Origin of the sequence: Afifella marina DSM 2698 (assembly GCF_900102695.1) — a bacterium.
GTDB classification, from domain to species: Bacteria; Pseudomonadota; Alphaproteobacteria; order Rhizobiales; family Afifellaceae; genus Afifella; species Afifella marina.
On the sequence record NZ_FMVW01000003.1, the window covers coordinates 124,354 to 141,611 of the forward strand.

The window sequence follows — 17,258 nt, forward strand, 5'->3', positions numbered from 1 at the left end:
GCTGAACCCGCGGAGACCCCTATGACCGCCAGGCCCGACTTCGAGAAATTCATCGTCATCGTCACCTATGGCCGCTCGGGCTCCACGCTTTTGCAGACGGCGCTTCAGACGATCCCGGGGGCGATGATCCGGGGGGAAAACAACAACCTTCTCTATCCGCTCTTCCGGGCGTGGAAGCGGGCTCACAACACACGCTATAATCAGGGACAGACGCCGATCCCCGCGCACGGGCCATGGTACGGCGCCGACGAGATCGTGCCGCGCCGCTTCGGCGAAGAGCTCGCAGACCTCTTCTTGCGCGAGATCCTGAAGCCCACGCCGCAGACGCGTGTCCTCGGCTTCAAGGAAATCCGCTTCCACGATGCGGAGCCCGGCGAGATGCCGGAATTTCTCGATTTCATCCGCGAGTTCTTCCCGCCCTGCCGGCTCGTCTTCAACACCAGGCGCGCAGCCGACGTCGCGCGCTCCTCCTGGTGGAAAGATGTGGAAACCGAAAAGGTGATGGAGATGGTGGAGGATCTCGACCGCCAATACGCAGATTACGTCGCCGCGCATTCCGATACGAGCTTCCTCGTGCGCTACGACGATTACGTCAAAGACCGGTCGAGCCTGCGCGCCCTTTTCGACTTCCTCGGCGAAGCCTATGACGAGGCGGCGGTCGAGGCGGCCTTCGGCCACCGTCTGCCGCATTGAGGCACGAGCCGAAAAACCGCTCCTGATGCGCGAACTTCTTCTGCATATCGGCCATCCGAAGACCGGGTCATCGACGCTCCAGGCCTTTCTCGCCAGGAATGCGGAAGAGCTTGCGCGCCGGGGTCTCTTTATCGCCGGCGGGGATCTCGGCTTCGATCCAAACAATGAAGTCTCCGGCAATCCGCTGCATTATTTCCGCGCCAATGCCGGGATCGCGCCCGAGGCTTTTGCGGACCATCTGCGCGCCAGGATGGCGGCGATTGAGGCGCCCGACGCCCGCTTCGTCCTCTCCACCGAGATCCTCTTCAATCCCGGCCATGCGGCACTCTTCGTCCCGCTTCTCGGCGAGATCTCGGTGCGCGTCGCCTATTACATCCGCCGGCAGGACCGCGTGCTTCTCGCCGCCTGGCGGCAATGGGGGCTGAAGCGCGGGCTGTCTCTGCCGGAATTCATCGCCTATCGGATGAACTCCGGGCTTCCCGATTATGAGACGACGATCGCCGAATGGGGCGAGCTCGCGGGAGAAGGCGCACTCCACCTGCGCTTTCTCGACCCCCGCTTTCTGACGCGCGGCGATCTCTTCGCCGATTTCGCGGAGTTCCTCAAAACGCCGGCCGAGGGCCTCGCCGCTGTCGCCAATGAGAATGTCAGTCCGGACGCACGGCTTCTGCGCTTTCTCTCCCGCCATTCCGGCCTCTTCGAGAGCCTCGACGACGACCGGCCGATCGACGTTTTGGCGATGGGCCGCTCGGGCGACGGCGCGGAGAAGCTGAAGCTGCCAAAAAACCTCTTCGATCTCGTGCGCCGCCGCTACGAAGCCCGCAACCAGGAGATCCTCGCCCGCTTCATGCCGGACAAGGCCGGGCTCGCCGTCATCGACGAGGCGGATGCGCCGATCGAGGAGACGCAAGCGTGCGCCGGGGCCGAGGCGCGCGACGTCGAACATGTGACGGCCCGGCTCGTCGACCTCGTGTCGCGCCAGGAGCGGACACTGCAGGCTTTGCTCGCACGCATCGAAAAGCTGGAGGCCTTGCGGGCGAAAGGTTCGGACGGCAGCGGGCGTGGCTGAGGATCACGCGGCAGTTTTGCGCGACCTTGGCGGTCGCGAGATCGCGCCGGTGCGGGCGCCCGATCTTTGGGCCCGGCCCGGCGTCTGGCATCGGCTCTCGCCGCGGCTGCGGGCCAAGGCCGTTGCGGGCGCTGCGCCGCTCGGCGATGAGGGGCCGCGGCTTCCCCTCGGCGCGCCGCCCGATTCGGAGATCGAGCGAAAACCGCTTCAGGCGCGGCCACGCTATGTCGTTGCGGGAAAGAACGTCTTCCTGGCCGGCCAGCGAGCGCTGATCGATCCCGGCGAGCCCGACGCCCGAGAAAAGCTTCCCGCAGACGTCCCCGAAAGCGCTTCGGCGGGGCCCGGCCTCGTCAACGACGTTCTCCTCCTCCCCGCCCCCTTCTTCGATCAGTCCCGCCCGCTCTCGGCCTTTCCGCACGAATTCCGCATGACGCATGGCGTGAACCGCGCCGGCGAGAGGCTCCGGATCGAGGCGGACGCACAGCTTGAGGCGCCGATCGATACGCCCATCGTCGCGCTCGGCTCGACCGAATCGCGCAATTACGGCTCCTGGCTCTTCCGCATTCTGCCGAAACTCCTCCTCCTCGATGAGATCCCCGAAGCGGCGGGGGGCGCGCTCCTCCTGCCGATGGAGGCGGAATGGATGCGCGAGATCGTGGCGGCCGCGGCCCCCGGGCGCCAGGTGATCGCCCAGGAGGTGACGACGATCACGCCCCTTGCCGACGTCCTCGCCCCCTCGCTCGCAGCCCCCGGCAACGTGTTTCCATCCGAGCTGCGCCAGGCGCTGGCGGCCTTCGCCGCTCGGCTGATTGGAACTGTGCCCTCGCAGGGCAGCGCCGGGCGCCGGCTCTATGTCTCGCGCCGAGGCTGGTCGAAGACGGCGCCGCGGCGCATTCTCGTGAACGAGGACGAGATCGTCGCGCGCCTCGGCGCCCTCGGCTTTGAGGAGGTCCGGCCCGAGAGCCTGTTGCTTCGCCCCCGCATCGCGGCCTTCCGGGACGCCGAGATCGTCATCGGCCCGTCGGGCTCCGGCCTCTTCAACTGCGTCTTCTGCCGCCCGGGCACGACGATCCTCGAGCTCGAGCCGCATGGCGGCTTCCGCCCCATGCATCAGAGCCTCTATCGCAGCCTCGGCCTCGCCCATGCCTTCCTGCGCGGTGAGATCGTGTCGCCGGGCCCGGCGCCGGCCCATCCGAACTGGCGGATCGAGGCGGATGCGGTCTTAAGAATCGCAGAGGCGTGCGCGGCGCGCTGAAAACACCGCCGACAAGGCACCCGAAACGGCGGAAAAGCTGCCTGCGCCTGCCGCTTGACATGATGCAGACGGGCAACACTTCCGCGCCAACGCACCGGCGAGATGTTGAGCCGCAGGCCGGCCTCAGGGATGGCGCACCCGAAGGCCGCACGGGCCGCCGCCCTTCGGGAGAGCGGGGGCGCCGCGGTCCCGCCGGGCCATCGCTCCACAGGCTCTCAAGAGCCAGATCGCCGGATCGGCAGGTCCTGCGACGCCCCGCCGCCTTGCATCAGCGACAGACCGGCGAAAGACGTGTCGCATCTGCCACGCGCCGAGAACGGCGCTCCACACGTTTGTTTTCCAAGGACTTAGGGGAGCTCAGAGATGTCATTCGCGCGTCGAGCGACACCGAGGGCGGCGAATGGGCGAAGGAAACCGCGGCGTACCACAACAGCTCTGCAAAGGCTGGCACAAAACCTGCCGCGCCGCACGAGAGGCGCCCGCCGACAGGCAAAGGCGCCGCCATTCTTTTCAGGTACTCTTAAGTTTCTTTAAAAGAAGCTTTCCCCAGCTGGCGTTTTCACTTAAGCCCTTTCTACGACGCGACAATTGCATTTTAGCAACCCCCGCGGAAATTTATCCGCCGTGGCTTTCGCAGGTTGACACCGATAGGGGCCTCCGCAATAAGCTGCGGTCCGCGTTACCCTCCGCCGCGGCGCAAACATGGCGTGGGGATGGGGATACAACACACGCGCGTGTTTTGAAGCTCTACTGGAGAGACACACATGGCTACAATTACGGGCACGTCTGGCAACGACGTGATCAACGGCACGGCCGAAGACGATCTCATCTCCGCTCTGGCCGGTGATGACACCGTCACCGATGGCGCTGGCTCAGATCTGATCTACGGCGGCGAAGGCGCCGACTCGATCGTCGGAAGCAACGACGGCGAAGGCGACACGGTTCTCGGCGGCGCCGGTGACGATTTCATCGATTTCACGGCTGATGCCGGTGGCTTCGGCGTGACGGCTCCCACTCAGGAGCTGTTTGGCGGCGAAGGCGCCGACACGATCACGGTTGCAGCGAGCACGCTCGACTTCGTGCTGGGCGGCGGCGACGGCGCTGACAGCCTCGTCGGCGGTGCGGGCGATGACACCTTCTACGGTGGTGCAGAGACCGACGCCATCACTTCCGGCGCTGGTGCGGATCTTATCTACGCCGGCGAAGGCGATGAGACGATCGCTCTGACCGCCGATACGGATGCCGACACGGTCTTCGGCGGAGCTGGCGACGACAGCGTCACCGGCACGACCGGCGACATGGTCTTCGGTGGCGAAGGCGATGACGATCTGACGGCTGCGTTCGCATACGGCGGTGCCGGCGCCGACACTCTCGCCGCAGCGACCACGGACAGCGAGCTCGGCGGCGGCGACGGCGACGACGTCTTCTCCGACGGTGCGGGCGACGACACGATCTACGGTGGTTCGGGTGCGGATTCTGTCGATGCCTCGACCGGTGGCGACGATGAGATCTACGGCGGCGCCGGCGTCGACTCGATCGCAGCGAGCGGTGGCGACACCGTTTTCGGTGGCGACGACGCTGACTCCATCACGGCGGGCGGTAGCGATAACATCGTTTACGGCGGCGCTGGCGGTGACTCGATCGGTGCTTCCGGCGGTTCGAACGAGCTCGGCGGCGGCGACGGTGACGACACGATCATTGGCGCAGCTGCGGACACGATCTATGCCGGTTCTGGCGACGACGCCATCACTCTTGGTGCTGACTCAATCGTTGCTTACGGCAGCGATGGAGCCGACACGATCACGGGTGACACGAACTTCGACGCCGCAACCATCGAAGGCGGCGCAGGCGACGACGTCTTCAACTTTACCGACCTCGGTGGCGGATCCGACTCGATCACCATCACCGACTTCAATGATGTCGGTAACGACATGTTCGTTCTCGATACCGGTGACACCGTGGTCACGAGCGCCAGCGGCGATGATTTCATCCTGACCATCGACGATGGCACCGACACGCTCACGGTCGTCCTTGAGAACACGACGAACTTCTCGATCTCTGACGACATCACTTTCGTCTAAAGATCCGCAGGATTTCGGAGAGAAAGGGGCGCTTCGGCGCCCCTTTTTTTATGCAGAACGCAGAGGAGACGAGCTCATGCGGCTTTCGATTCCGCTCGAGCAGATCAATGGTTTTTTCTTCGGTTTCAAAAGGGGGCGGTATTTTCCGACACGGCGGTTTCCGCCGCTGACATCGGAGGAGCAGGCGATCACCGACCGCTTTCATCGGCTCTATTACCGGCGCCTTTTCTCCAAAGCGACCGCGCCGTCCGAGGTGAGCTGGCTCGGTCACCGGGTTCTGAAATGCCCGATGGACATGATCACCTATCAGGAGATCATCACCGAGACGCAGCCTGATCTCATCATCGAGTGCGGGACGAAGTTCGGCGGCAGCGCCTTCTTCCTGGCGACCATCTGTCAGCTCGTCGGAAACGGCCGCATCGTCACCATCGACATCAACGCGCCGGACGATCCGCCCAAGCACAATCTGATCACCTATCTCACGGGATCGAGCACCGATGCCGCGATCGTGGAGCAGGTGAAGAACATGATCCGGCCCGACATGCGGGTGATGGTCATCCTCGATTCAGACCACCGGGCCGCGCATGTCCGTCGGGAATTGGAGCTTTATGCGCCCCTGGTCAGCTCAGGCTGCTACCTGATCGTCGAGGACGGCAACGTCAATGGCCATCCCGTCTTTCCCGAGCACGGCCCCGGGCCGCAGGAAGCGATCAAGGACTTCCTCGCCACGGACGACCGTTTCGAGCTCGATACGCAGCGCGAACGGCATCTTTTGACGCTCAATCCCGGCGGCTTTCTGCGCCGGAAGGGCGAAGCGGCGTCCGCCTGACGGCTCGCCGGCGCTTTTAGTCTCGCGCCGGTTCAGGCCTGACGCGCTTGCGCCGGAGCCTTCTTCGCCGCCATCGCGAGCTTCAAGCGGTTCGTCACGGCCCCGCCCAGGAAGGCGAACGTCCGGCGTACGGCGCTCGTCGCCTCCGGGTCGTGGCGGGCCGCGCAGAGCGCGGCCATCGCTTCGTTCCGCGGCTCGCCCTTGACGAGCACGCCGAGGCCAAAGCCATGCAAGAACTCGAACGCATGCGCCCCCTCGGCGATCTCCGCCCAATAGCGGTGCACGCCGAAATCGCCCCTGCGGACATTGGTGTCGTGAAAGAGGATGACGCCCCCCTCCTTCACCTTCGGCAGCCAGGTCTCATGGTCGTGCGCCACAGCTTCATAGGTATGAAGCCCGTCGATGTGCAGAAGGTCGATAGCGCCATCCTCGAAATGCGCGAGCGCCTCGTCGAAGCGAGCGCGGATCAAGGTCGCAAAACTGCCGTAGCGATCCTCGTTGTAACGCGCCAGCTCGTTGTAGATGTTGTCGCCGTAATAGCCGGCGTGCTGGTCGCCCTGCCAGGTGTCGACGGCATGGCAGGCGGTTGCCGTGCCGAGCTGCTTGATCGCCTGATTGAAGGCGCAGAACGAAATGCCGGTATGCGTGCCGAGTTCGACGAGGCGCTCCGGGCGCAGCTTGTCGATGAGCCAGAAGGCGAAGGGCGTGTGCTCCAACCAGCCTGAGGCACCGATCCGCTCAGGCACCTGAAAGACGGCCGGCGAATAAAGCCAGGAAAGATCTTCGGTCATAACGTCGTTCACCCTCTAGGCCGTCTCGGCTTGTGGTTCGCCCCAGGCCGGCTCGTCGCGCAGGCGCGCGACGCGCTCGGCCTCGAGCGCTTCGTGATTTCGCAAGAGCTCTGTGAACCATGCGGCTTCACCGCTCGCGTGGTAGGTGCGCATCCGCCGCGAGGCAACTTCTTCATAGGCCGCGCGAGCAATTTTCCCGCGCTGCTCCCGATCTTCGATCAGCGCGCGGAGATGCTCGCGAAGCTGTTTCGCCGACTTATAGAGAAGCCCGGTCTCGCCATGACGGACGACGTCGCCATAGATCACGGGGCTCGCAACGACGGCGACGGAATAGGCCCCGCATTCGATGAATTTCAGGTCGCTCTTGCAGCGGTTGAAGAGATTGTCTTCAAGCGGCAGCCAGGCGATATCAGCCTTCGACAGGAGCGCCTTGTATTCCCTGAACGGCAGCACCGGCTGGTAATGCTTGTCCTCCGCCTTCACCGCGTCGAAAAACGCACGGTCGAAGACGACGTCGACGCGAAGCTTCTCCGGCCCGTAGCGGAAGACCACCTCGTTGACGGCATCGATATAGGGCGCCCAATCCTCTTTGCGGTTGAGGGCGGCGAAGAGAAGCCTCACCGGTCCCTGCCGGGGCTCCACCGGTCGAAAGGGCGGCAGCGCTTCGATCTGGTTGGGCGAGACGAAGACGTTCGGATTCCATTCGCGAATGATCTCGGCCATCTTCTCCGTAGAGGTTCTGACGGCATGCGCCGCGCGAAAGGTGAGATGGTCGTTTTCGGCAATCGCCGGCCAGCGCATCGGATGATCGTCGAACTCGACCACCAGAAGCTTGTGGGTTTGCAGGATGCTCCTGTAGGAGGCGAGGGATCCCTGGCGTGTCAGGATCGGCCGCTGCCAGATGAAGACGCCGCGTTTCTCCTCTCCCGGCCTCAGCACGATGCGAGGCGCCGGCAGGACCTGTCCGATCTCAAAGTCGGGCAGGGTGCCAAGCGCGGCAAGCGGCGCCTGCATCCGGACGATCGCCATCGCATCGGGCTTTGACGCGAGCGGCGCGCCGGTCACGCGAATGGTTCTTTCCGGCTTTCGGCGCGGGCGCGTCTGGGTGGTGAAATGCGAGGCCGCGAGCCGCCGGAGTGCCATCTCGCCGTCGACCTGCAGCGCCGCGCAGAGCGGCCGTAAGGCCTTTGCCGTCTCCTCGCTGAGCCTCGGTCCCGCCTGGATGGCGACGATGCGTGCAAGCGGCGCGCCGGCGCGTTTCGCCATCTCCTGCAAGTCCTCGAGATCGAAACCGCCTGGCGCATCCTCTTTCTTGCCGGCGAGGAAGGCCTGCAAACGCGGCCAGAAAAACCGGTTCGGCACGAGGAGCGCGCAGACACCCTCGTTGCTCACGCGCGGCGCCAGCGCTTTCAGCGCGGCTTCCGCTTCCTCGGGCGTGTCGGCGACAAGTGCGGCTGCATCATAGGGGCCCGTGTCATAGGGGGCCGTGTTATCGCGGGGAGCATCGCTCGGCATGTCCGCAGAGGGCGCGGCGCCGTCCACCCGTTCGATCACGATCTTTGGGTTGCGCGCCCGCAAAAGCGCCTCGAGCCCCGGCACGGGACGCCCAGCGAGGAGGACACGGCGCGCCGTGATCGGCAGCTGCGCCGCAAGCCTGTCGGCCAGCATGCCCGGCGTCTCTCTCTCGCCCATTCTCTCCCCCGGCCCCGCTCCGGTTGCCCGTTATCGGGCTTCTTCTCGCGTCCGTTCCCGCGCGGCTCAGCCGACGAAGGCCTTGTCGCGCATGTCCTGATAGGGCTCGATCAGATATTCTAGGAAGGTCTTGTTTTCGAGCTCGAAATACACCTGCCCCACATTGCCGGGCATGACCTTGCCGTACTCTTTCAGGCTCTCCGGGTCGACGGAGGCGCGCACCTTGTAGAAATAGCGGCCGGTCTTTTCGTCCTGCTCGCTGTCCGGCGAAATGTAGCTCACCTCGCCGTCGAGAATCTGGATCGCCTTGGAGCGCTCGCGCGAGGGGAAGCGGATCGAGACGTGCTGACCCTGGCGCACGGAATCGATGTAATGCGGGTCGACCATCGCCTCGATGCTCATCGGCACGCCTTCCGGCAGGATCTCGAAGATCGGATCACCCGGCTTGATCACCTGATCCTGCGTGTTGACGGCGACATTCACGATCGTGCCGGAAACCGGCGCGCGCACTTCCGAACGCTTCGTCACGTCGGAAAAATAGCGGATATTCGAGGAGAGCTCGAAGATGTTAGAGCGCAGATCAGTGATCTGCTGGGCGACTTCGTTGGCCCGCTGCGACAGGGCCCGGTTCAGCTGTTCCTGCGTCTCGTTGATGGTGGAGCGCTTGTCGTCCATCTGAATGAGCGTCTGGCGGACATTGTCCTGGTCGGACGCGAGCTGGCGGTTGAGCGCAAAATTGCGATCGCGCGTCGTCAGGCCTTTGTCCAGAAGGTCGCTCGAAACGCGCACCTCTTCCTGCGTCGCCTCGACGCGCTCGCGCCGCTCCGTCAGCATCTCTTTCAGATTGTCGAGAAGCTGCTGATTGTTGTCGATGCGCTGGTTGAGGATCGTTTTCAGCGACGTCATCTCCGCCGTCTTGGCTTCGAATTCCTCGCGCTGCGAACTCGCCGTGTCGGCGAGCTCCGGCTCTTCGGCGATGCGCCGCTCAAGGTCCGGCGGCAGGACGATCTCGTCGTCGCCCCGCTGCTCGGCGAGATAGCGGGCAAGCTTCACCCGGGCGACGTCGCGCTGCATCTGCGCGGTCGCCAGCTTCGCCTCCGCGCTCGTCACGTCGATGCGGGCCAGAAGGTCGCCCGCCTTCACCTGCTCGCCCTCCTTCACCAGCACCTCGTTGACGATGCCGCCTTCCAGATGCTCCACGATGCGGTTCTTGCCCTGGGCCACCAGGCGGCCATCGGCCATGAAGGCGCCGTCGATCGGAGCGGACACGGCCCAATAGGTGCCGAGACCCACAAAACAGAACATGGCGATGATGGCGAGCCGGTAAGCGCGCGTCAGCTTCAAAGGCACCTCATGGTGCCAGGCATGGTAGAAGGGCTCGTCGTCCTTGCGGCTTTTGCGGGCCGCGGGGGCCGGCTTGCCGTACATGCCGATCGCCTGCAATTCCTTCACGATGCGGACCCTCCCGCGCCGGCCGCGACCTGGCCGTCCGTCTTCTCGTTCGCCTCCTCGCCAGCCTTGGGCTGCTGGATCTGACGCACGGGCCGCCGTTCCACGCTCGCCGGCTTCACCACCTTGGGCAGAACCTCCTGGCGCGGACCGTAATTCTCGATCGTGCCGTTTTTCATCAAGAGCACGCGGTCGACGACCTGCAGCAGCACCGGGCGCTGCGTGACGAGGATGATGGTGGCGCCACGCGCCTTGGCGCGGCTCACCGCGCCCAAGAGGATGTGGTCACCCTCCTGGTCGAGATTGGAATTGGGCTCGTCGAGAAAAATAAGCCGGGGATTGCGGTAAAGCGCGCGGGCGAGCGCGATCAGCTGCTTCTGGCCGCCCGAGGGCTGCATCCCGCCTGTGCCGATGCGCGTGTCGTAGCCGCGCGGAAAGCGCAGGATCATCTCGTGGATGCCCGCCTGCTGCGCGGCCTCGACGATATCGGCATCCGACGCGTCGGGATCGAAACGGGCAATGTTCTCGCCGATCGTGCCGGGGAAGAATTCGACCGCTTGCGGCACGTAGCCCATATATTCGCCGAGCTGGATGCGGTTCCAGTTGCGCATGTCGGCGCCGTCAAGACGCACATGGCCGGCATTCGGCATCAGCCCGCCGGCGAGCAGGCGCAGAAGCGTCGATTTGCCGGCGCCGCTCGGTCCGATGATGCCGATCGTCTCGCCGGCTTCGATGCCGAAAGAGATGCGCTTGATGATCGCCTCGTCGGAGCCGCGCACGCCAAAGACGAGCTTCTCGACCATGAAATTTCCCCTGGGCTCCGGCAGGGCCGTCTTTTCCGGCTCGACATAAAAGCCGATCAGCGCATCGCGGACACGGTTATGGGCGGACCAGGCATTGGTCAGCGCGCTCCACGAGCCGACGAGACCGTCGAGCGGCGCGAGCGCCCGTCCGCCGAGCATCATGCAGGCGAAGACGACCACGGCCGCGACATCGCCCTCGAGCGCCAGAAAGGCGCCGACACCGAGGATCGAGGCCTGCAGGCTGAAGCGCATGAAGCGGGAAAAGCCGCCAAAGAGCGCGCCGACCGTCTGCAGATTGACGAACGCGGTGAGGCCGCGCGCATTGAGACTGCCCCAACGCGCGATCGCCGTCTTCTGCAGGCCGAGGACGCGCACCGTTTCAGATTGTTCGATATGCGATTGCAGGATCCGGTTGGCCCCGCGCTGGGCATCGTTCTGCACTTCGATGCCGCGCTTCATAGCGCGCTGCTGCAGGATGGCGACGACGACCATCACAACCATGCCGCAGGTGATCAAAATCCCGAGCGCAATGTCGACCATGAAGAGGACGGCGACGAAGATCGGGATGAACGGAGCCTCGGCCACCGCCGCCAATGCGCGCGAACCGATGAACGTCTTCACCTGCCGCACATCCTGCATGAGCTCCATGCCGGAGGACGCATCGCGGCTGCCATCCAGGAAATGCGCGTAAACGACCGGTCCGGCAAGCATGGCTTCGTAACGCGCGGCCGCACGTGCGAGAACCGCCATGCGCAAGGCCTCGAAAATGCCGTAGGTCGCAAAAGCGATGAAAGCGAGGATCGACAGCGCGATCAGCGTTTCCTCGCTGCGGCTCGGCAGCACCCGCTGAAACACCTGCATCATGTAAAACGGCAGCGCCAGCATCAGAACGGAGGTGATCCCGCTCATGATGAACACGCCAATGAAGGCGCGGCGGACACTGGAGGTCGCGTGGTCAAGTTCTGTCATTGCGCTGCCGAACACCCGTTGCGGAAGCCGTCAGCGGCGTTCCGCAAGATGGAAAGGAGACTCCCGAAACCAAACCCGCGTCCCGGGTCGTTCCTGGCCGCCGGAAAGCGGCCACCGTCGCATGCCAGACCGCTTCTATTCAAACCCATGCCTACAATAGCATCTGGGATAGATTATCAGCTAGCACATGCTAACGAAGTCTCACAAGCACAGCGTTTCGGACGATATTGCGGCGAAACGATGAGAGATTCGTGCCACGTGCAGCCGACCTCAGCGAAGAGGACCGTCTCGCCTGGACAAGATCGTCCCGCAACTCGTATAGGCGCCCCCATGATCCACCTCGACAGCCACCCAACTGCCGAGCTCTCCACGCCTTATGACGTGTTCGAGGGGTGGGTTGCACATGCCTCCGAGGGACGCCTTGATCTCAGACTTGCCGGCGTGCCGCTTGCGGTCAGCAAGGTGGCGCGCCCCGATCTCGGGCAAGGCGGGATCGGCTTTCGGGCCTATGTCGATCTCACGCAGCTCGACAACGGAGCTTTGCAAGCGGCGTTGCCCCTCATCGCGGAAGTGGAGGGCGATCCGGCTGGTACTCTCGAGATCATGCTCGCGCCCGATCTTGCCGATACCGTCGCGGGGGCGCGTTCTGCCAAACTCCGCAAGCGAGACTGGCTCGTCCAGCATCTCCGGCACAGGCAGAGCGGCGAAGCCGGGGTGACGAAAGACGAAGCGCTCGTCTTTCCGCAGGCTGGCTTTTCCACGCCGCTTCCCCCCTTCGGCGCCGTCAATATGCTCGATCCCGCTTATGGCTTCTCCGGAAAGCTCTCCGACAAGGCCGACGGGGTCTCCGACCATCCCTATCCAAGCCTTCTCGAAACCCAGCTTGCCGCGGCGCGGCACGAAAATTTCATGGCGCTCGATTTCGGTGCCGGCTTCAAGCGGATCGAGCGGCCCGATGTGGTCTACATGGAGATCTTCGACTATCCGTCGACGGATCTCCTCACCGTCGGCCAGGCTCTTCCCTTCGCGGACAACACCTTCGACATGGTGCTGACACTCGCGGTGCTCGAGCATGTCGATGATCCCTTCACCTGCGCAAAGGAAATCGTGCGTGTGCTGAAGCCGGGCGGATTGGTGTTTTCCGGCATCCCCTTCATGCAGCCCGAACACGGCTATCCCGACCACTATTTCAACATGACGCGCTCAGGCCATCGCCGTCTCTACGGGGCGGAAATCGAGGTCATCGAGCACATCGTAGACGACCACCAGCACCCGTTCCGCTCGCTGCAATGGATCTTGCGCTCCTATATGCAGGGGCTGCCGGAGGACGCGCGCCCGGAATTTGCCGAGATGAGCGTGCGCGATATTCTGACGAGCCGCTATTGGAAGGCGCGCCAGCAGCCCTTCGTCAAAGATTTGAGCGAGACGGCGCAGTTCGAACTCGCCTCGGCCACGACATTGATCGGCCGCAAGCGCGGCTGACATGACCGACCGCCTGCGGACCGCCCGCGACGAGAGCCAGCCTTGGCGAGGTCCCGCCCCCGTTCCGGCGCATATCCCGGCGCTCGACGGTCTGCGGGGCGTGGCGGCGGTCATCGTCATGCTCTCGCATGTGGCGAGCGCCACGGGCGTCGCGCATGACTATTTTCAACGCGGCGGCGGTCAGATCGGCGTCATGATCTTCTTTGCGCTGTCGGGCTTTCTGATGGCGCACATCTATTTTGAGACGCCGCCACGGGCTTCTGCGCTCTACAAATATCTTGTGGCCCGCGTCGCCCGTGTCGTGCCGCTCTTCCTCGCCGTCGTTTTCCTCTCCTACGCGATCGCGAAGTGGAAAAGCGGCGAATATCCCTTCGTCTATCCCCTCGATGGCGCCGATCTCATCGACCATCTGCTTCTGCGGCGTGGCGAAAGCGTGCTTTGGACGATCCCGGTCGAGCTGCGGTTCTACGCGCTCTTCCCATTCTTCTGGATCATTTATCGCTTCTCGAGCAATCTCGCCCTACTCTCGTGTCTGGCGCTTGCTCTCGCCTACTATCTGCTGCCGCCCTTCTCCATGCCGGTCATGCATCTCGGGCATTACTTCGTCATCGGCATGGCGACGAAGCTTCTGTCTCAACGCATCCATCTCGCGCCGAGATTCAACGACGCCGGCTTCGTCGCCTCCGCCGTGATGATCGCCTTTCTCTTCCCCATGCCGTTCATCTGGCTGTTCGGGCATACGCCACGCATGTGGTGGGAGCCGCAGATCGCACTCGCCGTCTTTCTCCTCCTCTTCTTCACCTTGCGCAGCAATCTCGCCGCAAACCTGCTTGGAACGCTTTGGCTGCGCAAACTCGGCGACATCTCCTATTCGCTTTACCTCACCCACATGCTGACCATCGGCAATCTGCGCTACGTCCTCGACCCGCAGACCCATCCCGTTCTTTTCGGGATCTCGGCCATCACGCTTGCCATCCTCCAATCCTTCGTGATCTTCATCCTCTTCGAGAGACCGGCGCGCCGCCTCATCCGACGCCTTGCAGCACCGAGGCGCCGGCCTGCCATGCGCTCCGCGCCGAGCGCGCCGCGGGAGGGTTGACAGAGCGCGCGACGGCGATGATGCCTGTGGCCGCGACGGGTCAAAGCCGCCCGTCGATCTCGATGCCTCAAAATCACCCTATTGCGCCGGACATGAGCCTCGTCGATTTTCAACCCTGGGTCAGCCGGCTTGTCAGTTCTGCCAAACGCTCCGCACATCTTCGCAACGAAACGCTGCATCGGCGCCTTGAGGGACGTAGCGAAAGCCCTGTCCATGAGACATGGGCATGTCACCTTCGGGCACTGCGGTTCGACGCGATGAGCCCCACCTTGGAGCCGCACCGCACGCGAACGCGACGTGCGCCCAATTTTTACCAGAGCGGGGCGGCGTAGACGATGTCCTTGTCGCGAAATGAACCGGATGCGCCGCGGACCGCCATCCTCCTGTCGGTCTACAACGGCGAACGCTTCCTGCTGCCGCAAATCCAGTCTCTGAAGACCCAGAGCGTCGCGCCGATCGACCTTTGGATCTCGGACGATGGCTCGTCCGATGGGTCCGGCGAGATCCTGGCGGAGACCGAACGGCAATGGGACAAGGGCGCCTGCCATCTTTTGACAGGGCCACGCGATGGATTCGCGGCCAATTTCCGAGCACTTCTCGCCAATCCCGATATCGGGGCCGATTACGTCGCCTTCTGCGACCAGGACGACCTTTGGGACGAGGACAAGCTCGCGGCCGCGCTCGGCTGGCTCGCCGGCGAGGACCCGAAGACGCCGGCGCTCTATTGCACCCGCACGCGCCTTATCGCCGAGGACGGCAGCCTCCTCGGCCATTCACCCCTATTTCCGCGCACGCCGACCTTCCAGAACGCCATCCTGCAGAGCATTGCGGGCGGCAACACGATGGTCATGAACAGAGCCGCCCACGAGTTGATGCGGGAAGCCTCCCGCCGCAGCGACTTCGTCAGCCACGATTGGTGGTGCTATATGATGGTAACGGGCGCCGGCGGACGGGTGCATTACTCGCCCGAAGCGCGCATCGGCTACCGTCAGCACGGGTGCAATCTCGTCGGAGCCAACTCCTCCTGGCCCGCCCGCCTGCGCCGGATCACCTTCCTCACCAAGGGCGGCTTTCAGGGATGGAACGCGCAGAATCTCGCCGGTCTGAGAGCCTGCTGGGATCTCTTGACACCGGATGCGCGAAACGTCATCGAACGCATCGAACAAGCGCGCTCCGGTCCGTTGCCTAAACGGCTTTCCGCGCTTTGGAAATCCGGCGCTTATCGACAGACTGTCTACGGAGATATCGGCCTTTATGTCGGCTGCATCATCAATCGCCTGTGACGCGGCCATGCTGTCGCCCTGGCGCGGGCTCAAAGTCGCCGCGGCACAGGAGCTTTCGGCGGGACGGCATCGCGTGAGGCAATGGCAATGCTGAAATGGCTGTGGGCCGCATTTGCGGATCTGCGCGAGGGGATCGCCTTCCGCCGCGCCTGGATGGCGCTCGCGGGCGAGGACATCACCGACCAGCACCGGCGCACCGCGCTCGGGCCGATCTGGCTTCTCATCAACTACCTCGCCTTCGTCGGGACGTTCATCGCCATCTTCGGTTATGCGCGCGGCGCCGGCTTTTCGGCCTATGTGGCGCTCGGCTTCTTCGTCTGGATGTATCTGTCAGAGGTGATCAACCAGAGCATCTCGCTCTTCGTGCGCGAGGAGAACTTCATCAAGGGCACGCGCCTGCCTCTCTCCGTCTACGTGTTCCGGCTCACCATGCAGTCGCTCATCCGCGCCGGCTACGCCCTCATCGGCCTTCTCGGTCTGCTCTTCATTCTCGGAACGCCGATCACAATGGCCTGGATGTGGTCGCTCATCGGTATCCTGCTCATCGTCGCGATCACGCCGGCCGCGATCACGGTCCTTGCCGTCGCCGGCGCCTTCTTCCCAGACCTGCAGTTCGTCGTCGGCAACGTCATCCGGCTCGGTCTCTTTCTCACGCCGATCTTCTGGTATCCGGCCGAGGGCGCCATCCGCGGACATTTCTATTTCTGGAACCCGTTCACCTATTTCCTCGAAATCGTGCGCGTTCCGATCACGGACGGCGTCCTGCCGCTGCATGCCTTCTATGTCTGCGGTCTGATCGGCGCCATTTCGTGGCTCCTGGCTCTCTGGAGCCTCGGCCGTTTCCGTCGGCAGATCATCTTCGTTCTCTGATGCCCTCCATTCATCTCGACAATGTCAGCCTCGTCTACCGCGTCCGGCACAAGCTGAGCTTTCGCCCGGCGGACCGCAGGCTGAGCCCGCCCGGCGGCGTCATCGGCGGCCGCGGCACGAAACGCTTCGTCACCGCACTCGATGGCGTCAGCCTCGATCTCAAGGCCGGCGACAGGCTCGGCCTCGCCGGCCCGAACGGAGCCGGCAAGACGACGCTGCTCAAGGTCATTTATGGCGTCTATGAGCCGAGCGGCGGCGTCGTAAAGATCGACGGGCGCGTCGATGCCCTCTTCAACATCACGCTCGGCTTTCGCGGTGAGGCGACCGGCCGGCGCAATGTCGAGCTCCGCGGCCTCATCAACGGCTGGAGCAAGGAAGAGATCGCCGAGCGCATGCCCGAGATCATCGAGTTCAGCGAGCTCGGCGAATTCATCGATATGCCGCTCAAGGCCTACAGCCAGGGCATGGCGGCGCGCCTCGCCTTTTCGGTCGCAACGAGCTTCGAACCCGAAATCCTGGTCATGGACGAGTGGATCGGTGCCGGCGACAAGAGCTTTCAGGACAAGGCGGCGAGCCGCATGAACGCGCTTGCCGAAAAGGCCGGCATCATGATCCTTGCCAGCCACAATCCGACGCTCCTGAAGCGCACCTGCAACAAGATCCTGACGCTTGAAAAGGGCAAGATCAAATCCCTGGAGCCGACGGCGTCGACGGACTGAGAAGCGCGTCCTCCTCGTCCCTTCCGCTCGCGCCACGCACGACGATCGCTCACAACAGGCCGTACTCTCATCTGTGGCGGCGTCTCCTGGCATCCCGTGGCCGCGCGGCTGGACGACGATGCACCAGGGCAAAGGGATCGCCTCTCCCACACACGCGACCGTGACCGCTCGGCC

At 64.0% G+C, this 17,258-nt stretch carries 14 protein-coding genes; 10 read left to right on the plus strand and 4 right to left on the minus strand.

The window, feature by feature from the left end; genetic code table 11:
- The first annotated feature begins 21 nt into the window (after positions 1-21).
- The 5 genes from BLP76_RS08515 to BLP76_RS08540 all read left to right on the plus strand — a co-directional run bounded on the left by BLP76_RS08515 (position 22) and on the right by BLP76_RS08540 (position 5,927).
- The gene (locus BLP76_RS08515; protein ID WP_092811622.1) at positions 22-693 is read left to right on the plus strand and encodes a sulfotransferase; all 672 of its coding nucleotides are present in this window, start codon (positions 22-24) and stop codon (positions 691-693) included.
- Positions 694-718: 25 nt separating this feature from the next.
- Positions 719-1,762 (plus strand): hypothetical protein, encoded by a 1,044-nt coding sequence (locus tag BLP76_RS08520; protein WP_092811624.1) that lies wholly within the window; start codon positions 719-721, stop codon positions 1,760-1,762.
- Complete coding sequence (locus BLP76_RS08525) at positions 1,755-3,017, plus strand: glycosyltransferase family 61 protein (protein WP_092811626.1); 1,263 nt, start codon at positions 1,755-1,757, stop codon at positions 3,015-3,017. Before BLP76_RS08520 ends, BLP76_RS08525 begins: the two co-directional genes overlap by 8 nt.
- 764 nt (positions 3,018-3,781) lie before the next feature.
- Positions 3,782-5,098 (plus strand): calcium-binding protein, encoded by a 1,317-nt coding sequence (locus tag BLP76_RS08535; RefSeq protein WP_092811630.1) that lies wholly within the window; start codon positions 3,782-3,784, stop codon positions 5,096-5,098.
- Between the two features lie 76 nt (positions 5,099-5,174).
- Positions 5,175-5,927, plus strand: coding sequence for a CmcI family methyltransferase (locus tag BLP76_RS08540; RefSeq protein WP_170130416.1), 753 nt, complete (start codon positions 5,175-5,177; stop codon positions 5,925-5,927).
- A 32-nt stretch (positions 5,928-5,959) separates the two neighbouring features.
- On the opposite strand, the gene BLP76_RS08545 is transcribed toward BLP76_RS08540, so the two are convergent.
- The 4 genes from BLP76_RS08545 to BLP76_RS08560 all read right to left on the minus strand — a co-directional run bounded on the left by BLP76_RS08545 (position 5,960) and on the right by BLP76_RS08560 (position 11,631).
- Positions 5,960-6,718 carry a class I SAM-dependent methyltransferase gene (locus BLP76_RS08545; RefSeq protein WP_092811634.1) on the minus strand — a complete coding sequence of 253 codons (759 nt, stop codon included), beginning with the start codon at positions 6,716-6,718 and terminating at the stop codon, positions 5,960-5,962.
- Positions 6,719-6,733: 15 nt separating this feature from the next.
- Positions 6,734-8,410 (minus strand): glycosyltransferase family protein, encoded by a 1,677-nt coding sequence (locus BLP76_RS08550; RefSeq protein ID WP_092811636.1) that lies wholly within the window; start codon positions 8,408-8,410, stop codon positions 6,734-6,736.
- 66 nt (positions 8,411-8,476) lie between these two features.
- On the minus strand, positions 8,477-9,862 hold the full coding sequence (locus BLP76_RS08555; RefSeq protein ID WP_092811638.1) for an HlyD family type I secretion periplasmic adaptor subunit: 1,386 nt from the start codon (positions 9,860-9,862) through the stop codon (positions 8,477-8,479).
- On the minus strand, positions 9,859-11,631 hold the full coding sequence (locus tag BLP76_RS08560; RefSeq protein ID WP_092811640.1) for a type I secretion system permease/ATPase: 1,773 nt from the start codon (positions 11,629-11,631) through the stop codon (positions 9,859-9,861). The genes BLP76_RS08555 and BLP76_RS08560 overlap by 4 nt, the downstream gene beginning before the upstream one ends.
- Before the next feature lie 330 nt (positions 11,632-11,961).
- Between BLP76_RS08560 and BLP76_RS18580 the strand changes: the two genes are divergently transcribed.
- The 5 genes from BLP76_RS18580 to BLP76_RS08585 all read left to right on the plus strand — a co-directional run bounded on the left by BLP76_RS18580 (position 11,962) and on the right by BLP76_RS08585 (position 17,084).
- Positions 11,962-13,113, plus strand: coding sequence for a class I SAM-dependent methyltransferase (locus BLP76_RS18580; RefSeq protein WP_170130417.1), 1,152 nt, complete (start codon positions 11,962-11,964; stop codon positions 13,111-13,113).
- Position 13,114: 1 nt separating this feature from the next.
- Complete coding sequence (locus tag BLP76_RS08570) at positions 13,115-14,212, plus strand: acyltransferase family protein (RefSeq protein ID WP_092811641.1); 1,098 nt, start codon at positions 13,115-13,117, stop codon at positions 14,210-14,212.
- A 335-nt stretch (positions 14,213-14,547) separates the two neighbouring features.
- Entirely contained in the window at positions 14,548-15,495 is a 948-nt protein-coding gene (locus BLP76_RS08575; RefSeq protein WP_092811643.1) for a glycosyltransferase, read from the plus strand.
- 87 nt (positions 15,496-15,582) lie between these two features.
- Positions 15,583-16,365, plus strand: coding sequence for an ABC transporter permease (locus BLP76_RS08580; RefSeq protein ID WP_092811644.1), 783 nt, complete (start codon positions 15,583-15,585; stop codon positions 16,363-16,365).
- The gene (locus BLP76_RS08585; RefSeq protein ID WP_092811646.1) at positions 16,365-17,084 is read left to right on the plus strand and encodes an ABC transporter ATP-binding protein; all 720 of its coding nucleotides are present in this window, start codon (positions 16,365-16,367) and stop codon (positions 17,082-17,084) included. The genes BLP76_RS08580 and BLP76_RS08585 overlap by 1 nt, the downstream gene beginning before the upstream one ends.
- Positions 17,085-17,258 lie beyond the last annotated feature (174 nt).